Genomic DNA, 18,389 nt, shown 5'->3' with positions numbered 1-18,389 from the left:
GCGTGAGGTGCAAGCTTGAGCGATAACGACGATATTCCGTTCAACCGGGATTTTCCGCTCGCGCCCGGTGTCGTGGACGAAGTGGTCCCCGGCGTACGGCGCGTGTTGTGCAACAACCCCAGCCCGTTCACGTTTACCGGAACGGTGAGCTATATCGTCGGCAAGGGGAATGTCGCGATTATCGATCCCGGTCCGGTCGATGAGGCTCATACGCAGGCGTTGCTCGACGCGGTGCGCGGCGAGACCGTTACGCATATCCTCGTGACGCACACCCACAACGATCACTCACCCGGCGTCGCCCGCATCAAGGCCGCGACCGGTGCAACAGTGTACGCCGAAGGGCAGCATCGCGCTTCGCGCCCGGCCTATGTCAGTGAAACCCGCGCCACCGAGTCCGGTGGCGACTGGAATTTCCGTCCGGATCGCATCCTCAAGGATGGCGATGTCGTGGAGGGGGATGGCTGGCGGCTGGAAGTTATCGCAACGCCAGGACACACCGCCAACCACATCGCCTTTGCCTGGCCCGAACGGAAGCTGATGTTCGTCGGCGATCACGTGATGGGCTGGTCGACGTCGATCGTTGCGCCGCCCGATGGATCGATGGTCGATTACATGGCCTCGCTCGAGAGGCTGGCGCTTCGCGACGAGCAACTCTATTTCTCCGGCCACGGCCCGGAAATTCCGGATGCCGTGCGTTTCGTCAAGTTTCTCATTCGCCACCGCAAGGCGCGCGAGGCGTCGATCCTGCACCGGCTGGCGAAGGGCGAGGCCGATATCCCGACCATCGTGCGTGCGAGCTATATCGGTATCGATCCCCGGCTGATGGGCGCTGCCGGTTATTCCGTGCTGGCGCATCTTGAAGATCTGGTTGCGCGCGACGTGGTGGCGACCGATGGCGACCCGACCATTGAGGGTATCTATCGCTTGGTCGCGCCCTTGGCCTGAGGCTTGGCTGGCGTGATGAGCTTCTTCACCGGCTGCGCGGTATCCACGGCGTCATTCAGTTCTTCCGCGAACTTGATGATGCGTGCGGCGTTGGAGCCGAGGTCATGCTCGAAATAGCGAGAGGATGAGCGAAGGTCGACACGCGCGCCGTCGCCGTCGGGCATGATGCGGATCGCGACGTCTTCGCGGAAACCCATGATCGGTGTTCGCGCCACCGCCTCGATGCGGCCGACCCGTTGGGGCGGCTGTGGCGGGCGTTCGTCGATCACCAGCCACTTGTGCCGGTTCACCTGACGGAGCGCCATCTCGTAGGCTTTCAGCACGGGCACGTCGATATTGATCGGTTCGACGTCGGGGTAGGCGATACGCTGCTGTTCGGCGGAATAGAGACCCGCGTAGACGGCCGGGTTTGCGCCGTCGCCGGCGCGCAGCCGCGCCAGCGCCTCGAAGCGTGGAGGATCAATCGGGTCGGTGGTGATGTCGTGAATCGCCGGCAGCGTGCGGAACTGAAAGGCGAGGTAGGCCGGGTAGGCGAGGATCGCAGCGTCGATCAGGAAAGCCAGCAGGATGCGGCTCATGCCGCGCGAGCCGTTCTGCCAGATAGCCGCAAACGCCGCGAGGCCGACCAGGATTGAGAGACCGGCACAAGCGAGCGCGCCGAAGAACGTCGTCAGCGCCGGTTTGAAGTCGAGAAATCCGAACCGGACGATGACGACCGCCACGATCGATGCGACCAGCGAAAACACCGCAAGGCGCCGCGACCACGACGCGAGAGCGGAGATCGGCTCCATCTGGTATGCGGCGGCAATTCGGCGGGCCATGCCTCGAATCCATTCCCTGCGCCGATCTGAAAGGGGCGCGCCGGTGACCTAGCGCATTTCCAGGGCCGGTGGGAAGCAGGTTTGGAAATCAGGCACGAAAATGCCCGGCACGAGGCCGGGCATCACGTCAAACCGGATCAACAACCTCAGGCGGCTGCGGTCGGGAACTGGTAGTTCTTGAATTGATCCCGGAGAGCGGTCTTCAGGATCTTGCCTGTGGCGGTGTGCGGAATGGCGTCCACGAACTGGACGTCATCCGGCATCCACCACTTTGCGATCTTGCCGTCCATGTACTGCAGGATCTCGTCACGGCTCGCCTTCTGCTCGGGCTTGAGCTGCACGATGAGCAGCGGCCGCTCGTCCCACTTCGGATGATGGACGCCGATGACCGCAGCTTCCAGCACCTTCGGATGGCCGACCGCGAGGTTCTCGAGGTCGATCGACGAAATCCATTCGCCGCCCGACTTGATCACGTCCTTTGAGCGGTCGGTGATCCGCATGTAGGCGTCGGCGTCGATGGTTGCGACGTCGCCGGTATCGAAGAAGCCCTTGTCGTCGAGGATGTTGGTCTCGACGCGGTAATAGGCTTTCGAGATCGACGGTCCGCTCACCTTGAGGCGGCCAAAGGTCTTGCCGTCCCACGGCAGATCCTTGCCGTTGTCGTCGGTGATCTTCATCTGCACGCCGAACGGCGGATAACCCTGCGTCTGCAGGATATCGAGACGCGGGTCGCCGGTCAGATTTTCGAAGGGTGGCTTGAGCGCGCCGACGGTGCCGATCGGGCTCATCTCCGTCATACCCCAGGCATGGCGAACCTCGACGCCCTGATCGACAAAGGCCTTGATCATCGAACGTGGCATTGCCGAACCGCCGCAGATCAGGACCTTGAGGTCGGGCAGCGTCTTCTTTTCCGCGGCCATGTACTGCAGCAGCATCAGCCAAACCGTCGGCACGCCGGCGGTATAGGTCACCCTCTCTGTGGAAAGCAGTTCGTAGACCGATGCGCCGTCGAGCTTGGCGCCCGGCATCACGAGCTTGGTGCCCATGGTCGGCGCCGAGAACGCGATGCCCCAGCTGTTGGCGTGGAACAGCGGCACCACCGGCAACATGGTGTCGCTCGCACGGGTGCCGAGCGCGTCGGTGTTGTTGGCCATCAGCGCGTGGAGAACGTTCGAGCGGTGCGAATAGAGCACGCCCTTCGGATCACCAGTGGTGCCTGACGTGTAGCACATTGCAGCGGCGGTGTTCTCGTCGAACTCCTTCCACTGGAAGTTGCCGTCGACTTCCGCGATCCATTCCTCATAGGAGATCGCGTTCTTCAGCGTGGTCTGCGGCATGTGAGCCTTGTCGGTGAACACGATGAAGCGTTCGACGGACGGCATCTTGTCGGCGATCTTTTCCAGCAGCGGAACGAAGGTGAGGTCCGTCATCATGATGCGGTCTTGCGCATGATTGACGATCCAGACGATCTGGTCCGGGAACAGCCGCGGGTTCACGGTATGGCAAATGGCGCCGATGCCCATGATGCCGTACCATGCTTCGAGATGACGCCAGGTATTCCACGCGATGGTGGCGACGCGATCGCCGATCTTGATGCCATGCTTGTCGAGCTGCTGGCCGACCTTCAGCGCGCGCGCGCGGATTTCGGCATAGTTGGTGCGGTGGATGGGTCCTTCGACCGATCGCGTCACGACTTCCTGCTTGCCGTGAATGGCCGCTGCGTGATCGATAATCCGATGACACAACAAGGGCCAATTTTGCATCAATCCAAGCATCCGGTATCTCCTCCTGAAGGCAGTCTTTTGTTTGGTGATTGGGCGCTCCCCGAAGGGACCTGAATGAACTTTAGCGCGGACAACGCGGGCCGCAAATGGCCTTCTGGCTGGCATGCCACCCGCCGGCCACCGCTGCCCGTCACCATGGCGGTTGCGCTGGTCCTTACCTTCGCCGTTTTGATGGAGGCAAGCGCAAATGTGCCGCTGCCGCGGCCGCGCCCTGCCGAAGCGCCGGCAGCCGAAGGCGTACAGGGGCGTGCAACTGATCAGGCAGAGCCCACGCAGCAGCCCGAAGAGGCCAAACCGCCTGAACTTTCGGCATGCAGGCTGGCGCTGACCGAAAGCATCGCCATCGCGCCCTCGATCCCGGCCATTAAGGGCCCGGGCGGATGCGGCGGCGAGGATCTCGTCCGGCTGGAGGCGATCGTGCTGTCGCCGACCCAGCGGGTGGCGGTGAAGCCTGCCGCGATCCTGCGCTGTACGATGGCTGCCGCGGTCGCCGACTGGGTCCGCGCCGACATGGCGCCACTGGCAGCGACGCTGGGCACCACGATCAGCGAGCTCGATAACTTCGATTCATTCGAATGCCGTGGCCGCAATCGGGTCAAGAATGCCAAACTTTCCGAACACGGGCTTGCTAACGCGCTCGACTTGCGCGGTCTGAAGTTCGCCAATGGCAATGCGCTGTCGCTGACCGACCGCACCGTGTCGCGGGACATCCGTGAGAAGGTGTTGGCGTCGGTCTGTACCCGATTTACCACCGTGCTTGGGCCAGGCTCGGACTGGTACCACGAGGACCATATCCATCTCGATCTCGCCCAGCGGCGCAACGGCTACAAGCTCTGCCAGTGGGGCGTGTACGATCCGCTGCCGGCTGTTGCTCCCTTAATGCCGGCGGAGAGGCCGCAGGAGGCTCCGCCGCGCGCCAGCGAGCAGGAGGGTGCAATGTCCGAGCAATCTTCCGAGAATATGCCACAGGCGGCTTCAGGCGGCGCGGGCGACAAGCCTGCACCGTCCGCCAAGCCGCGCCGTGCGCTCTCGCGTCAGACCAGCCCGAAATGAAAAAGCGCCGGACCGGCCGGCGCTTTTGATCAGATGAAGGAAAGCGAAGCGTTCAGAACGGACCCGTGCCGCCGCTTGCGCCCTGCAACGCCATCTTCGAATTGAACGGGGAGTCGCCCTGCTTGGGTTCAAGCACAACCACCACGCTGCCTTGTTTCGCGCGGCTGTAGAGATCGATGACGTCCTCGTTGGTCATGCGGATGCAGCCCGAGGAGATCGACGCGCCGATATATTCCGGCTGGTTGGTGCCGTGAATGCGGAACAGCGTGTCCTTGTTGCCTTGATAGAGGTAGAGCGCGCGCGCGCCGAGCGGATTGTCAGGACCGCCGGGCACGGACTGCGGCAGGCCTTCGATGCGCTTGTGAATGTCCGCGGTCGGGGTCCACTTCGGCCATTCCTGCATGTTGCCGACGCGGGCGATGCCGGAGAACGCAAGCGCTTCCTCGCCAACGGTGATGCCGTAGCGGATCGCCTTGCCACCCTCGAGGACGTAGTAAAGATAATGATTGTCGGAATCCACGACGATGGAGCCCGGCGTTTCCTTGCGATGATAGTTCACGATCGCGCGCCGGAACGGCTGCGGAACCTCAACCTTCTCGTACTTCGCCTTCGCGAGAAGCTCTTTGTCGCGCGGCTTGAGATTGGCATCCGATGATTTCTCGAAAGTGGCCGAGGTCGCCTGCATGCAGCCGGCGAGCGCAAGACCTGCGAGGAGAACGATAATTTTTGAGCCGAACGAGGACATTCCGAAGTTCCAATGGGCGCTGGCGTGTCTTCACACCTAGATTTAGCCGGAAGATGCTTCCGATTTCGTTACCCCTTATTTGCGCTGAAACCGGCCGTTTTTCCAGCGATTCCGCATCGGTTTTGCTATGCAGCACGTCACCTGTGGCATTTGAGCCTCAGGACCGGGGGCGAATAAGCCAGAGCGTGCTCAAATGCGTGGCAAGAACGCGCATTTCGGCCAGCAGGACGCCTCCCAGCAGCCGCGCTGGAGCGCGATTTTCAAACCGTACGCGAATCGCCATAGCCTCACGAAGCGGCGAGCTGCTGAGTTTCATTTTCTCGATTGCCAGCCGGTCAATACCCGGTCTCGTAGACTTTATTCCTAGTTCTCGCCTGCGAACCTTGTTGGACGATGCAATGCCGGTCGCCTCCACGGAAGGCAGAGAACTATCCACGCGTGCCGGCCTATCTGACGGTGCCGGACGTGCTGACCTTCATGACATCTGTATGTCTCGCCGCCGCCCTTGCGGAAAATCGGAGAGATTGCGCTTTGAGAGAAGATAGACGACACGTTGTTCGCGAAAGATATTCTGGGAGTCGCCTATGTTGTCGGTCTTCGTTCCCACTGCATCAGCGTTGCAGAAGCTTGATAACGTTGAGGCGGACGCACTGCCGCCGAACGCGATCTGGATCGACATGAAGTCGCCATCCCCTGGCGAGGACAAGGCGGTCGAGAAACTGGTCGGCATCGAAATCCCGACTCGCGAGGACATGCAGGAAATCGAAATTTCCAGCCGCCTCTACGTCGAGAACGGTGCGCGCTACATGACCGCCACGCTGATGTGCGCGGCCGATTCCCAGGCGCCGCGCACCACGCCGGTCACCTTTATTTTGACCGACCATCGCCTGGTGACTGTACGTTATGACGAACCGAGGCCGTTCGCGCTGGTCGCCGCGAAGCTGGCGCGATCATGCTCGCCTAACATGACAGGTGACGAACTGCTGCTCGAACTGCTCGACGCCGTGATCGATCGCTGCGCCGATATTCTGGAGCGTGCCGGCGCGGACGTGGACAGCGTGTCATCGCAGATTTTTGAACCGTCCGCGGAGCGCGGGCATGCCCGCACCTATTCACAAATTTTGCTGACGATCGGCAAGAAGGGTGACCTGACCTCGAAGGTGCGGGAAAGCCTTGTGTCGATCGGGCGGCTGATTTCCTTCGTCACGGTCGAAACCGACAACGTGCGCTGGAGCAAGGAGCAGAAAGCCCAGTTCAAGACGCTGCAGCGCGACGTCTCGTCGCTGACCGATCACGCCTCGTATCTGTCGAACAAGATCACCTTCGTGCTCGACGCCATGCTCGGCGTCGTCAATCTCGAACAGAATAACATCATCAAGCTGTTTTCGGTGATGGCGGTGGTGTTGATGCCGCCGACACTGATCGCTTCCGCTTACGGCATGAATTTCAAGATGATGCCCGAATTGGAATGGGCGTTCGGCTATCCGATGGCGCTGGGCATGATGCTGGTCGCGGCCGTGCTGCCTTACATGTTCTTCAAGTGGAAGCGTTGGCTCTAGGTCTGGGCATTTTCCAAAAAAGCGGCTCCCACTTATAGGGATCATGCTCTAGCTACTTCGCAAGCTTTGCGATCGCAGTCTTGATCGGTCGGGCGGCGCTGTTGTAATCCGCCCAAGCCTTTGTCTTCGCGAGCAGCGCCGGCACCGTGCGCAACGTATATTTCATCGGATCGAGATCGCTGCGCACCTGCGCCCATGTCATCGGCATCGACACCGGTGCGCCGTCGCGCGCGCGCGGAGACAGCGGCGCCACCGCCGTCGACATCCGGTCGTTGCGGAGATAGTCGAGGAAGATTTTTCCCTCGCGCTGCTTCTTCGACATGTTGAGCAGGTAGTGCTCGGGGCTGTCCGCCGCCATTTGCTGACAGACAGCCTGCGCGAACGCCTTGGCCGTCTTCCAGTCGATCTTGTCCTTCTTCGCATCCTTCAGCGGCGTGACCACGTGCAGCCCCTTGCCGCCGGTGGTCTTGCAAAAACTCTCCAGCCCAAGATCCGTCAATCGCTCGCGCATTTCGCGCGCGGCATCGACCACCGCGGAAAACGCGACGTCAGGCGAGGGGTCGAGATCGAACACCAGCCGCCCCGGCACATCGGGTTCGCCCGGCGCGCAGTTCCAGGGATGCAGCTCCAGTCCGCCAATCTGCGCGACGGCGACAAGGCCCTCCACGCGATCGATCTGCACATACGGTTTGCGATCCCCCGAGACTTTCACGAGGTCGATCAATTTCGACATGCCGGCCATGGCATGCCGTTGGAAGAACGTCTCGCCGCCGATTCCATCCGGCGCGCGGATGATCGAACAGGGGCGGCCCTTGATATGTGTGATCAGCCAGACGCCGACCTGCTCCATGTAATAAGCGAGATCAAGCTTGGTGACGGGCTCACCGTCGCCGCCATCGGGCCACATCGCCTTGTCGGGATTGGAGATCGTGACGCCCATGACGGTGTTGTCGCCACCGCGCGAGGCCGCGCCATGTGCGGCGGGAGTCTTGCCGTTCGTCTTCGCGGACAGCGCCGACACATGCGTCCTGGCGGGCTTGTCGGCGGTCACGTGGCTTGCCGACTTGTCCTTGCGCAATCCCTTGAACGCCGCCTGCCGGACCATGTTGTCACCGGTCCAGCCGGCAAACTCGATTTCAGCGACAAGTTCAGGTCTCAGCCAATGGACGTCGGCGGTTTTTTTCGGCGCGTTCTCGCCGCCGAACGGGTTTTTGGCGGCGGCTTTGGCTTTCAACTCGGGCATGATCCGTTTGACCGTCGTCTGTCCGTAACCTGTGCCGACCACACCGACATAGGCGAGGTGGCCATCGAGCGGCACGCCGACCATCAGCGAGCGGAATTTGCCGCCGTTGCTTTTCCATCCGCCGATCACGACCTCATGTCCGGCGCGGACCTTCGCCTTGGTCCAGCTCTCCGAACGTCCCGAACGATAGGGGGCTGTAAGTTTTTTCGACACGATGCCCTCGAGCGCCAACGCACGGGCGGATTCCATGATGGCGTTGCCACTGGACTCGAAATGCTCCACGTAGCGGATGGTTCCCTCATCGCGCTTTCGTTTGCCGTTGAGCAGAAGCTGGAGCCGTTTCTTCCGTTCCGATAGCGGAAGTGGTCGCAAATCCTCGCCCCCCGCGAACAAAAGATCGAAGGCGAAGAAGATCAGGTTGTCCGTCTTCTCGTCGGACAGCGCCGCCTGCAACGAGGCGAAACTCGGACGGCCTTCGTGATCGAGCGCGACCACTTCACCATCAATGACGGCATAAGGAAGTTTCGCGGCCTGCTTTGCAATCGCGGAGAATTTCTCGGTCCAGTCGAGACCCTTGCGAGTTCTCAGTGTGACATCACCGCTTTCGATCCGCATCTGCACGCGATAGCCGTCGAACTTGATCTCGTGCACCCAGTTGCCGCCCGAGGGCGGTTTCTCGACGGACGCACACAACTGCGGTTCAACGAAGTCGGGGAGCTTCGCGATGCGCTTGACCGTGGTTTTTGACTTTGCGGTTTTGGCGGCAGGCTTGCTCTTCGTGGTGATGGTCTTGGAGCGTTCTTTCTTGCGTGCTTCCGCAGCGACGCCCTTGTTCGAATCCCACACCGCATCGGCTTGAGCCCGCGTTGATTTGCGCGTCATGAACGGCGTTGGGCCGCGGCCTTTGCCGGCGGCGATCTCGCTCATCTTGCGACCGGATGCGACAGACGTGTCGTCGTCGAGAATATCGTTTGCCTTGCCCTCGCGAGCGTATTCGTCGCGATGTTTGATCAGCAGCCAGTTGGTGCGCTTGCCGCCGTTGCGGTCATGCTTCATGCGCACCAGCACCCACTCGCCGTGGAGCTTGCCGCCTTCGAGTGCGAATTTGAGATCGCCTTTCTTGAAGCCGCGCTCGGGATCGTCCGACAGCCAATAGCCGCGATCCCACAGTTGCACGGTACCACCGCCGTACTGGCCCTTGGGAATGGTGCCTTCGAAATCGCCATAGTCGAGCGGGTGATCTTCCACTTCGACAGCGAGGCGTTTGTCTTTCGGGTCGAGAGAAGGGCCGCGCGTCACAGCCCAGGACTTGAAGACGCCGCCGAACTCCAGCCGCAGATCATAATGCAGCCGTGTCGCATCATGCTTCTGAATCACAAACCGGCGCGCCTTCGCCGCTGCGACCGGGGTGCGACCGCTTGGCTCAGCCGTTTTGGTGAAATCACGTTTTGTTCGGTAAACCTTAAGTTTCTTTTGGGTCACGGCGAGGCATTCCCAACGGTGCAATAAACGCAGAACGATTGTATCATGCGCCATCAGGCGGGGCTGCAGGAACCAAAACCTGCCACTTCAGTTGAGGCTCCGTCGCAGGTATGCGTTTGAGTTGGAGGTCGCCGATGTTGCCGCGTGCGTACTGGAAGGGTTCGCTGAAGCTGTCGCTGGTCACTTGCCCGGTGGCGCTCTATCCCGCCTCGACCACGGTCGAACGAACCCGCTTTCACATGATCAATACCGAGACCGGAAACCGGCTGAAGCAGCAGATGGTCGATTCCGAAACCGGTGAAGTGGTCGAGAAGGAACAGAAGGGCCGCGGCTACGAGGTCAGCAAGGGCGAGTACGTCCAGATCGAAAAAGAAGAACTGGAAGCGGTCCAGCTCGAAAGCAATCACACTATCGATATCGACAATTTCGTTCCGCGCGACGAGATCGACCGCAGATATCTGGACAGTCCTTACTATATGGTTCCGGACGGTAATGCCGGCATCGATGCCTTCGCGGTGATCCGCGATGCGATGAAGGATCAGGATCGCGTGGCGCTGGCGCGTGTCGTGTTGTCAAACCGCGAACGCATTGTGGCGATCGAACCGCTCGGCAAAGGTTTGATCGCGACCACGCTGCGATACGCCTATGAGGTGCGCAGCGAGGAAGATTTCTTCGCCGACATCAAGACACCGAAAATCTCGAAGGACATGGTTGAACTGGCTGCGCACATTCTCGATAGCAAGGCGGCGAACTTCGACGCCTCCAAATTCGAGGACGAATACGAAAACGCACTGAAAGCACTGGTGAAGCAGAAGGCCTCGGGCAAGACCATCAAGTCTGTTGAGCGCCCGGCGAAGGCCGACAACGTCATCAGCCTGATGGATGCGCTAAAGCAGAGTCTAAAGGGCAAGGCGCCTGCGCAGCGGCCGGCGCGTGCGTCCCGTGCAGCGCCAGCTCCCGCCGCGAAGAAGGCAGGGCGTTCGACAGCGCGGCAGCGCAAGGCGGGTTAACTTACGCTGCCTGCGCGGCGAGCAGCTTTTCGCGCAGCGCCTTGATATCGGCGGTCAGCTTCATCACCTCGGGAATGGTGATGTTGGTCGAGCAGCCGATCGCTTGCGGAATCTCGACTGCCTTCTGCTTCAGATCAGCGCCCTTGGGCGTCAATTGGATTCGCACAACCCGTTCGTCGTCGCGATCGCGCGTCCGGCGTACCATGCCCGCCGTTTCCAGCCGCTTGAGCAGCGGTGTAAGCGTGCTCGATTCCAGCAACAGCTTTTCGCCGATCTCGCCGACAGTTCTGTCGTTTTTCTCCCAGAGCACGGCCATGACCAAGTATTGCGGATAGGTCAGCCCCAGCGGGTCGAGCAGGGGCTTGTAAAGCCGCGTGAAGGCGTGCCCCGCCGAATACAGGGCGAAGCAGACGAAATTATCGATCTTCAGCAGATCGTCCGCAGTCGGTCGGGCGGCCATGGCTGTCCTCAAGGTTCGATCCTGGTTTGGATCATCTCCTATTTAAGGCGCGCGCGATTGAATCGCGCAACGCATTTTGCATGGCTGCCAACTAAATTATATATTGCACGATTATATCGTGCGCGATATAAATAACCCATTCCTTCCCGGCCAAGACCGGCCGAAGGCTGGTAGATTTTCAGCCCTCTTAAAGAGGCCCACCAAGGAGAAAGCGCATGCCCACGAAAGTTCTCTACCGCACCCAGGCCACCGCAACCGGCGGCCGCGACGGCAAAGCCTCCACCACGGACGGCACGTTTCAGGTCAGCCTTTCGACCCCGAAGGAACTCGGCGGTGGCGGTGGGGCAGGCAACAATCCCGAGCAGCTTTTCGCAGCCGGCTATTCGGCTTGCTTCATCGGCGCCATGAAGGCGGTCTCGGGAACGATCGGCGTGAAGGTGCCGGCGGATGCGACTGTCACGGCTGACGTGGGTATCGGCCCGCGCTCGGAGGGCGGCTTCGGTCTCGATGTCGCGCTGGCCGTGGCGCTGCCCGGACTCGATCGTGCCGACGCGGAGAAGCTGGTCGCCACCGCGCATCAGGTCTGCCCGTATTCCAACGCGACGCGCAACAACCTCGACGTCAAGATCACCGTCGTCTGATTGTCGTGTCACGAACGAGAGGGCGGGGCCTCCGCTCCGCTCTTTCGTTCGCCGCGTCCTTACACGTGCTGGCCGCCGTTGATGTGAATCTCGGCGCCGTTCACGTAGGAGCTTGTCTCCGTGCACAGCACGTAGATGATCTTCGCGACTTCATCCGGTGTGCCGAGGCGGTTCATCGGAATCTGCTCATGCACGATCTTGTCGGTGCCCGGCGACAGGATCGATGTATCGATTTCGCCTGGAGCAATTGCGTTGACGCGGACGCCGACGCGGCCGAAGTCGGCGGCCATCTCGCGCGTCAGCGATGCAAGCGCTGCTTTCGACGTCGCGTAAGCCGCACCGGCGAACGGATGCACGCGCGAGCCGGCGATCGACGTAACGTTGACCACCGATCCCTTGGCGGCTTTCAATTCCTCGATCAATCCGCGCGCCATCATGATCGGCGCGAAGAAATTCACGCGGAACACATGGCTCCAGGCATCGACGTCGGTGTCGATGGAGCCCATGCGCGCGCCGTTCTTGCCCTTCGGCGAAATCGCGGCGTTGTTGACCAGCGCGTGCAGCGCCCCGCCGTCGAGCCGCTCGCGAATTTCATCGATAGCGCGTGCGGTGTCGTTGTGATCGGCGAGGTCGACCTGGATATGGTCTTCCGGTCCGGCGCCCCACGGGCATTGTTCGGGAAACGGATGCCGCGAGCAGGTGAGGACGCGCCAGCCTGCGCTGGAAAATCGGATCACGGTGGCGTGGCCGATGCCGCGGCTCGCACCGGTCAGCAGCAAGGTGCGCTTGGGCGCGTTGGAATCGGCAGGTGTTGAAGTCGGCATGGATTGAGATCTCGCCTTCGGCGTTCGGTTACGGAATGTCGATCAGGGATAGAGCCGCGTCTTGCTCCATTCGGCATCGGGAGCAGCGCGCGTGAAGGTAATGCGGTCGTGCAGGCGGAAGGGGCGATCGTGCCAGAACTCGAAGGCTTGCGGCGCGATACGCCAGCCGCTCCAGCCGGGGGGGCGGGGGACTTCGCCGAGGGCATATTTCGCGGCATTGAGCGCGATGGCCTTTTCGAACGCCATGCGGCTTTCCAGCGGCTGCGACTGCTTGCTGGCCCATGCGCCGATCTGCGCCTGCTTCGGCCTTGTGGCGAAATAGGCATCGGCTTCGGCATCGGTGACCCGGGTGACGGTGCCGCGGATCCGGACCTGCCGGCGCAGCGATTTCCAGTGGAACAGCAGCCCGGCCTTGGGGGTGGCGGCCAACTCCCGGCCCTTGGCACTGTCGATATGGCTGTAAAACACGAAACCGGCGGTATCGAACCCCTTCAGCAGCACCATGCGGACGTCAGGCAGCCCGTCCGGGTCCACGGTGGCCAGCGCCATGGCGTTGGGATCGTTCGGCTCGGACTTCACCGCCTCGGCAAACCACACCGCAAAAAGCCCAAAAGGCTCGTCGGCGGCGGTGAAATCACCGGAAATTAACTCGGCTGGGGTTTTGATGGTGTTTGGACCGGTCATGTCTGGAGTATCCGATTGCGTATCCTGGCGCCCCTTCGTGCCAAGCCTGTTCTCGAGCGTTCCCTATATAGGGTACGTGAGGGCCGTGGCCTATCGCCGATCGGGCGGTTGATCGCGGCGGCATCGCTGGTAGCTGTGGGTTGTTCGGCCAGCGGCTGCAGCATGGGCACCATGTTCAGCAAGGAGCCCAAGAAGGATGACGCCTCGGACGTCACCGGCTCCATCGGCCCGATCCTGCGGTCTCACGACGACACCAATCTCACCGACGCCGATCTCGCTTTGGCCCGCAACGCCGCCTCCGACGTGCTGACCCGGGGCCAGAAGGATGTCAGTCAGCCTTGGGAAAATCCCGAAACCGGCGCGCGCGGCTCGGTCACGCCGCTGGCCTCGACCTATACTTCCGAGGGCCGGACCTGCCGGGATTTCCTGGCGAGCTACGTGCGCGGCACCAATGAAGGCTGGCTGCAGGGCGAAGCCTGTCAGCAGCCCAAAGGGTCTTGGGAAATTCGCAACTTGAAGCCTTGGAAACGAAGTTGAAGGTTTGGAAGCGAAGTTGAAGGTTTGGAAGCGCAGCTAAAGGCGCAGCCAGTAGATCGAAACGCACGGCCAGAACCGCCGCGCCTACCGCAGTTTTCACACCGCAACCGGTGAAACCCGTTGCAGGATTGTCACGAAAACCCCACATCAGGGCAAAGGGGCCACACTCGGCTCTCACCTGAATTCCACTAACACTAAGGAGACCTGACGGATGCGCGACCCCTATGAGGTCCTGGGGGTGCAGCGGGGTGCCAGCTCTGCGGCGATCAAGAGCGCCTTTCGCAAGCTCGCCAAAAAGCACCACCCCGATGCCAACAAGGGCGACCCGAAAGCGGCCGACCGCTTTGCCGAATTGAACACTGCGAATGAAATCCTCGGCGACGAGGACAAGCGCAAGCAGTTCGATCGCGGCGAGATCGACGCCGAGGGCAAACCGAAGTTTCAGAGTTTTGAAAGCGGCTTCCCCGGAGGCGGCGGCGGACGCCGCGCGGGGCCGGGCGGCTTCGAATATTCGTTTCGTACCGGAGGCAATCCCGGCGGACCGGGCGCGGGCGGCTATGCCAGCGGCGGCGCGTTCGAGGATATTCTCAAGAGCATGTTCGGCGGTCAGGCCGGCGCTGGAATGGGTGCTGGCGGTCCCGGCGGTCCGCGCGGCGGCGCAGGCACGTTCGAGTATGACGCGCCGTTCGCGGCCGATCTCGATCTCAACGTCACCATGAGCGTGGCGCTCGAGGAAGCGGTGCAGGGCGCAACGCGGCGCGTGCGGCTGCCGACCGGCAAGGAATTGAACGTCAAGATTCCGGCGGGCGTCACCGCCGGCCAGCAGATCCGTCTCAAAGGGCAGGGCGAGACCGCGCCTGGCCACCGTCCCGGCGACGTGCTGATCACGGTGAACATCGCGCCGCATCCGTATTTCAAGGTCGACGGCAACGACCTGCGGCTCGAACTGCCGATCACGCTGTATGAAGCCGTGCTCGGCGCGAAGGTGCGGGTGCCGACCCTCGACGGCGCGGTGCAACTGTCGATTCCGAAGAACACCTCGTCCGGCCGCACCTTCCGCCTCAAGGGCAAGGGCATGCCGATCAAGGGTGCGACGGGAGCCGACGGCGCGGGCGATCTGTTCGCGACCACGCGCATCGTCTTGCCGGACGCCAACGACGCGGAGCTTGAAGCGCTGATGGAAAAATGGCGCACCGAGCATCCGACCAATCCGCGCAGCGATTTCGAGTGAGAACGAAGCCGATAACTGGCCTCCGCCGCTCGCGGGACCCGATCAAACAGGTCGATGTTCTATTCTGGTCGACCTTCCTCGGTCAGGTTGATGATCGTTCCGGATAAGATCAAGAGGTCTATTTTGTCATCGAACGCTGCGCGGCCGATGGCAAGTATCCAGCGGAGCTTTCCCGACGGTTGGATGATGCGGAATGCCACGCAGAGAACCTCGCCCTCCATCACGGCTCTTCGCACGGCTCCGTTCAGGCGCTGACGATCCTGCGCATGGACGATGGAAATGAGCTTCGCCAGCGAAGCGGTCGCGTCGTGAATGACTGTCGGGACATGAACCAGCAAGGCGACGGCAGGATCGATGGAGAGAAGATCGTGCTTCGCATCCCATTGCCAGCCGCCGACGGCGTTCGCCGCGGGGTCATGTGCTAAAGAGGGAATGAACCTGTGCTCCGATGGAGGCAACTCCCGCACGGCTTCGTCCTGTTGGGGAGCAAGTTTCTCCAGGACATGCCGCGTCTCCAACTCGGCCATCATAAGGATATATTTGATAAATTCGAGCCGCAGCGAGTCTGCGGTATTGATTGCGTCGGCAATCTGATTTTTGAGATCGAAGTAAGGTGTCGTTTTCAAGATGGCAGCACCAGCTGATGACTAGACGGCTGTAGCGGCTTGAAGGATCGCGATCTGTCCAAAACGCGACAATCCGGCACGAACGTTGCGCCCGGGCACACATTGCTAATCAAGGCTTGGTGCGGCACGATACGCTGTCGGTCGGCTGAAGGCTCACGATGTCCGGCTCATCGAAGGAAACCCGGATCGAGATCGCAAGGAGCGTGCTGGCGCACGTCCCATGGTTCGCACATTGCCGCGCCGAGACGCTGGACAGCTTCGTAAGCAAGGGAATGATCCAAAGATTTCGGCGCGACCAGGCGATTTGCCGTCGAGGCGCGAAAGTCGCGGCATTGTCGGTGGTGTTAACCGGGACTGTCGAAGTCAGCTCCGTCGCCCCCAGCGGAAAGCGCCATATTCTGACTTATCTGAGCGCGGGCGAAATTTTCAACCTTGTCCCTATCGTGGACGGCCAGCCGTGCATTCACGATGCTAGTACTCACGAGTCCTCATTGTTGCTGACGATTCCCAAGGGTCTGTTTCAAGCGGCTGTAGAAGCAAACCCTGCTCTTTCGAAGTCCGTCATGCGGCTGTTGTCCATGAGGACGCGTGCATTATACCATTACGTTGCAGACAACACGCTGCTGCCGCTGCATGCGCGTTGCGCGCGCTTGCTTCTGTTGCTCGTGGAGTATCATGGAATGACCGGTCACGATGGTCATGTGATCAACCTCCGACTGTCGCAGGAAAGATTCGCGGAGATGCTGGGCGTTGCTCGACAGAGCGCGAGCCGCGAACTCAGGGCCATGGAAAAAGATGGAATCATAGAAACTGGCTATTCGAGATTCGTCATCAACGATGTCCCCGCTCTCAAGAGAATTGCGGAGCATCCTGACGAACATTGATGTCGACGGATCGTATTTTGTTTCCCGACTTTCCGATTCAATTTTCAAACAGCATGCGCGTGTGGGGCTTGCCCCGTTCACGCCAACGAAAGACGTGCATCATCGTTCTCGCGCACGCGCGCGAGGTGAGCTTTCGTGTTGCCCCGTCAAGATGAGGGGCATGGAGCGCCGCGAGGCGCACCTTGGTATCGTTTCGCTTCCGGCATCGCGGGCGAGGCGATGTTACTTCCGGAAGCGCATCGCCTTGCGGCGCTCCATTGCGGCGATTTTGGGCGAGGGGACCGTACTTCCGGGTGAGGACGGACGCTTTCACGTCCCGATCCGGCCGGCTTTCGCCGCCTTCATCCCCGCCTCGTCCAGCCGCGAACGGCAGAGCCACGTAGTTGGCCCGGACGGTGACCCCAGCCTCCCGGACGACGTGTGTGCGAGACACGCGTGCAGGCGCCGCATCCTGCTCCGCCTTTAAGACGCCTCTAGAAAGCGCCCCTCACGAACAGGACAATAGGAATATAATCACATACTGCCGGTTTGTCAAATCCATCGGAGGGATGCGGAAAAGTTCCGTCGTGGAACGATATTTTACAAGCGGTGGCAATCCGGGGTCGGAATACCCATATGTTGATCATGACCAGCAAATCGCAGACCAAGCCGCAAACGCCCGAACAATTGGCCCGCCTCGAAAAGCAGCGTCTGGCCAAGATCGAGGGCGCACAGGCTCTCGCCCAGGTCGACAAGGAGTATGTCGACGTCCGCAGGAATATGGAGCGCCTGAAGGCGCTGCGACTGGCGAAGGAGGCGCACGACGCCGCCAACCCGCCACCGGTGGAGCCGAAAAAGAAAAAGGCCGCACCGAAGAAGCTGGCGGTCGTCAAGGCACCCGAGCCGGAAGCTGTCGGCGAGTAAAGCCGAATCACGGCGACTGGTCGTACCATTGCATCCATGGATAACTCTCATGGCCATGCGCGATGGATCGGCGTCGCTTGTCTCGGGATCACCGCCTTAGGGTGGGGCCTGAACTGGCCTTTCATGAAATTGTTGCTGCGCGAATTGCCACCGTTGTCCGCACGCGGACTGGCGGGAGTGACTGCGTCTCTCATTCTGGCAATTGTCGCGCTGAGCCGTCATGAACGCTTGAGCGTTCCGCGCGAGGTCGTGCCGCGGCTGTTGCTGGCGACATTCACCAATGTCATTGCGTGGATGGGCTTCGGCACCGTTGCCATGAAATGGGTCAGCGTGAGCGAAGGCGCGTTGCTGGCCTACACGATGCCGATCTGGGCGACGCTGTTTGCATGGCCGCTGCTGGGTATGCGGCCGACGCTTCGTAATATTGTCTCCCTGTGTCTCGGAATCATCGGGATCGTGATCCTGTTCGGCGGGGAAGGATTCTCTTTCACTTATGAGAAGCTGGCCGGCGCGTCGCTGGCGCTCTCGGCGGCAATTCTCTTTGCACTCGGAAATGTTCTCAATCGCGCGCCGATACCGGTGCCGCCGGTTGCGCTTGTGGCGTGGCAGGTCGGCTTGGGTTGCCTTGCGATGCTCATCTTCGGCCTGCTGTTCGAGAAGCCGGATTTTCAAGCGGTGTCGTTCACCGGCTGGGCGCTGATCGGGTACATGACGATCATTCCGATGGGCGTGTGTTATCTCACCTGGTTTGAAACCTTGCGCCGTCTGCCGCCCGCGACCGCGTCCACCGGAATGCTGATGGTTCCTGTTATCGGCGTGGTGTCCGCCGCTCTCGTGGTGGGCGAACCGCTCGGCATCAGGGAAGTGCTGGCGATGGCGTTTACGCTCGGCGGTGTCACGCTGGCGCTGCAGCGGTCCTGATCGCGGCTGGTATGCAAATGATGGCGCATGCCACAT

Annotated in this window: 18 protein-coding genes; 10 read left to right on the top strand and 8 right to left on the bottom strand. The window is 61.2% G+C overall.

Features of this window, described 5'->3' with window-relative positions; translation table 11 throughout:
- Positions 1-15: 15 nt before the first annotated feature.
- A complete protein-coding gene (locus HNQ36_RS18145; protein ID WP_184087276.1) occupies positions 16-945 on the top strand; it encodes an MBL fold metallo-hydrolase in 930 nt (309 codons plus the stop codon).
- Here the strand turns inward: HNQ36_RS18145 and HNQ36_RS18140 are convergent.
- Together HNQ36_RS18140 and HNQ36_RS18135 are read right to left on the bottom strand one after the other, a co-directional pair.
- Complete coding sequence (locus tag HNQ36_RS18140; RefSeq protein WP_184087274.1) at positions 918-1,766, bottom strand: DUF1499 domain-containing protein; 849 nt, start codon at positions 1,764-1,766, stop codon at positions 918-920. The genes HNQ36_RS18145 and HNQ36_RS18140 overlap by 28 nt on opposite strands.
- A gap of 146 nt (positions 1,767-1,912) precedes the next feature.
- The gene (locus HNQ36_RS18135) at positions 1,913-3,541 is read right to left on the bottom strand and encodes a fatty-acid--CoA ligase (protein ID WP_184087272.1); all 1,629 of its coding nucleotides are present in this window, start codon (positions 3,539-3,541) and stop codon (positions 1,913-1,915) included.
- 63 nt (positions 3,542-3,604) lie between these two features.
- Here HNQ36_RS18135 and HNQ36_RS18130 point away from each other — a divergent pair, with 63 nt between their 5' ends.
- On the top strand, positions 3,605-4,603 hold the full coding sequence (locus HNQ36_RS18130; protein ID WP_184087269.1) for an extensin family protein: 999 nt from the start codon (positions 3,605-3,607) through the stop codon (positions 4,601-4,603).
- Between the two features lie 52 nt (positions 4,604-4,655).
- On the opposite strand, the gene HNQ36_RS18125 is transcribed toward HNQ36_RS18130, so the two are convergent.
- Entirely contained in the window at positions 4,656-5,348 is a 693-nt protein-coding gene (locus HNQ36_RS18125) for a L,D-transpeptidase (RefSeq protein ID WP_046829015.1), read from the bottom strand.
- Between the two features lie 584 nt (positions 5,349-5,932).
- On the opposite strand from HNQ36_RS18125, the gene HNQ36_RS18120 reads away from it, so the two are divergent.
- Positions 5,933-6,907 carry a magnesium transporter CorA family protein gene (locus tag HNQ36_RS18120; protein ID WP_046829016.1) on the top strand — a complete coding sequence of 325 codons (975 nt, stop codon included), beginning with the start codon at positions 5,933-5,935 and terminating at the stop codon, positions 6,905-6,907.
- A 52-nt stretch (positions 6,908-6,959) separates the two neighbouring features.
- On the opposite strand, the gene ligD is transcribed toward HNQ36_RS18120, so the two are convergent.
- The gene (gene ligD, locus HNQ36_RS18115) at positions 6,960-9,632 is read right to left on the bottom strand and encodes a DNA ligase D (RefSeq protein WP_184087267.1); all 2,673 of its coding nucleotides are present in this window, start codon (positions 9,630-9,632) and stop codon (positions 6,960-6,962) included.
- A 134-nt stretch (positions 9,633-9,766) separates the two neighbouring features.
- Between ligD and ku the strand changes: the two genes are divergently transcribed.
- Entirely contained in the window at positions 9,767-10,642 is an 876-nt protein-coding gene (gene ku / locus HNQ36_RS18110) for a non-homologous end joining protein Ku (protein ID WP_184087264.1), read from the top strand.
- Between the two features lies 1 nt (position 10,643).
- On the opposite strand, the gene HNQ36_RS18105 is transcribed toward ku, so the two are convergent.
- Positions 10,644-11,102 (bottom strand): MarR family winged helix-turn-helix transcriptional regulator, encoded by a 459-nt coding sequence (locus tag HNQ36_RS18105; protein WP_184087262.1) that lies wholly within the window; start codon positions 11,100-11,102, stop codon positions 10,644-10,646.
- Positions 11,103-11,317: 215 nt separating this feature from the next.
- Here HNQ36_RS18105 and HNQ36_RS18100 point away from each other — a divergent pair, with 215 nt between their 5' ends.
- Positions 11,318-11,743 (top strand): organic hydroperoxide resistance protein, encoded by a 426-nt coding sequence (locus tag HNQ36_RS18100; protein ID WP_184087260.1) that lies wholly within the window; start codon positions 11,318-11,320, stop codon positions 11,741-11,743.
- Between the two features lie 59 nt (positions 11,744-11,802).
- On the opposite strand, the gene HNQ36_RS18095 is transcribed toward HNQ36_RS18100, so the two are convergent.
- Both HNQ36_RS18095 and pdxH read right to left on the bottom strand, forming a co-directional pair.
- Positions 11,803-12,567 (bottom strand): SDR family NAD(P)-dependent oxidoreductase, encoded by a 765-nt coding sequence (locus tag HNQ36_RS18095; RefSeq protein WP_184087258.1) that lies wholly within the window; start codon positions 12,565-12,567, stop codon positions 11,803-11,805.
- Between the two features lie 42 nt (positions 12,568-12,609).
- Complete coding sequence (pdxH, locus tag HNQ36_RS18090; RefSeq protein ID WP_184087256.1) at positions 12,610-13,251, bottom strand: pyridoxamine 5'-phosphate oxidase; 642 nt, start codon at positions 13,249-13,251, stop codon at positions 12,610-12,612.
- Positions 13,252-13,266: 15 nt separating this feature from the next.
- On the opposite strand from pdxH, the gene HNQ36_RS18085 reads away from it, so the two are divergent.
- Together HNQ36_RS18085 and HNQ36_RS18080 are read left to right on the top strand one after the other, a co-directional pair.
- A complete protein-coding gene (locus HNQ36_RS18085; protein ID WP_046829022.1) occupies positions 13,267-13,788 on the top strand; it encodes an RT0821/Lpp0805 family surface protein in 522 nt (173 codons plus the stop codon).
- Positions 13,789-13,999: 211 nt separating this feature from the next.
- Complete coding sequence (locus tag HNQ36_RS18080; protein ID WP_184087254.1) at positions 14,000-15,019, top strand: DnaJ C-terminal domain-containing protein; 1,020 nt, start codon at positions 14,000-14,002, stop codon at positions 15,017-15,019.
- Positions 15,020-15,078: 59 nt separating this feature from the next.
- On the opposite strand, the gene HNQ36_RS18075 is transcribed toward HNQ36_RS18080, so the two are convergent.
- A complete protein-coding gene (locus HNQ36_RS18075; protein ID WP_184087252.1) occupies positions 15,079-15,645 on the bottom strand; it encodes a PAS domain-containing protein in 567 nt (188 codons plus the stop codon).
- Between the two features lie 158 nt (positions 15,646-15,803).
- Between HNQ36_RS18075 and HNQ36_RS18070 the strand changes: the two genes are divergently transcribed.
- The 3 genes from HNQ36_RS18070 (at position 15,804) to HNQ36_RS18060 (ending at position 18,353) form a co-directional block, all read left to right on the top strand.
- Positions 15,804-16,529: a Crp/Fnr family transcriptional regulator gene (locus HNQ36_RS18070; protein ID WP_184087250.1), complete on the top strand. Its 726-nt coding sequence runs from the start codon at positions 15,804-15,806 to the stop codon at positions 16,527-16,529.
- Between the two features lie 624 nt (positions 16,530-17,153).
- On the top strand, positions 17,154-17,432 hold the full coding sequence (locus HNQ36_RS18065; RefSeq protein ID WP_046829816.1) for a hypothetical protein: 279 nt from the start codon (positions 17,154-17,156) through the stop codon (positions 17,430-17,432).
- Between the two features lie 36 nt (positions 17,433-17,468).
- A complete protein-coding gene (locus tag HNQ36_RS18060; RefSeq protein ID WP_184087249.1) occupies positions 17,469-18,353 on the top strand; it encodes a DMT family transporter in 885 nt (294 codons plus the stop codon).
- The last annotated feature ends 36 nt before the right edge of the window (positions 18,354-18,389 follow it).

The organism is Afipia massiliensis, from assembly GCF_014203115.1.
In the GTDB taxonomy this organism is placed as follows: Bacteria; Pseudomonadota; Alphaproteobacteria; order Rhizobiales; family Xanthobacteraceae; genus Afipia; species Afipia massiliensis.
Note: the sequence above shows the minus strand (reverse complement) of the source record. Positions and strands in the feature narration are given on the sequence as shown.

Excerpts from the sequence above, each read along its gene's own strand:
- HNQ36_RS18140 (WP_184087274.1), bottom strand. The coding sequence starts at position 1,766 with ATGGCCCGCCGAATTGCCGCCGCATACCAGATGGAGCCGATCTCCGCT.
- HNQ36_RS18135 (WP_184087272.1), bottom strand. The coding sequence starts at position 3,541 with ATGCTTGGATTGATGCAAAATTGGCCCTTGTTGTGTCATCGGATTATC.
- HNQ36_RS18130 (WP_184087269.1), top strand. The coding sequence starts at position 3,605 with ATGAACTTTAGCGCGGACAACGCGGGCCGCAAATGGCCTTCTGGCTGG.
- HNQ36_RS18125 (WP_046829015.1), bottom strand. The coding sequence starts at position 5,348 with ATGTCCTCGTTCGGCTCAAAAATTATCGTTCTCCTCGCAGGTCTTGCG.
- HNQ36_RS18120 (WP_046829016.1), top strand. The coding sequence starts at position 5,933 with ATGTTGTCGGTCTTCGTTCCCACTGCATCAGCGTTGCAGAAGCTTGAT.
- ku (WP_184087264.1), top strand. The coding sequence starts at position 9,767 with ATGTTGCCGCGTGCGTACTGGAAGGGTTCGCTGAAGCTGTCGCTGGTC.
- HNQ36_RS18105 (WP_184087262.1), bottom strand. The coding sequence starts at position 11,102 with ATGGCCGCCCGACCGACTGCGGACGATCTGCTGAAGATCGATAATTTC.
- HNQ36_RS18100 (WP_184087260.1), top strand. The coding sequence starts at position 11,318 with ATGCCCACGAAAGTTCTCTACCGCACCCAGGCCACCGCAACCGGCGGC.
- HNQ36_RS18095 (WP_184087258.1), bottom strand. The coding sequence starts at position 12,567 with ATGCCGACTTCAACACCTGCCGATTCCAACGCGCCCAAGCGCACCTTG.
- pdxH (WP_184087256.1), bottom strand. The coding sequence starts at position 13,251 with ATGACCGGTCCAAACACCATCAAAACCCCAGCCGAGTTAATTTCCGGT.
- HNQ36_RS18080 (WP_184087254.1), top strand. The coding sequence starts at position 14,000 with ATGCGCGACCCCTATGAGGTCCTGGGGGTGCAGCGGGGTGCCAGCTCT.
- HNQ36_RS18070 (WP_184087250.1), top strand. The coding sequence starts at position 15,804 with ATGTCCGGCTCATCGAAGGAAACCCGGATCGAGATCGCAAGGAGCGTG.
- HNQ36_RS18065 (WP_046829816.1), top strand. The coding sequence starts at position 17,154 with ATGACCAGCAAATCGCAGACCAAGCCGCAAACGCCCGAACAATTGGCC.
- HNQ36_RS18060 (WP_184087249.1), top strand. The coding sequence starts at position 17,469 with ATGGATAACTCTCATGGCCATGCGCGATGGATCGGCGTCGCTTGTCTC.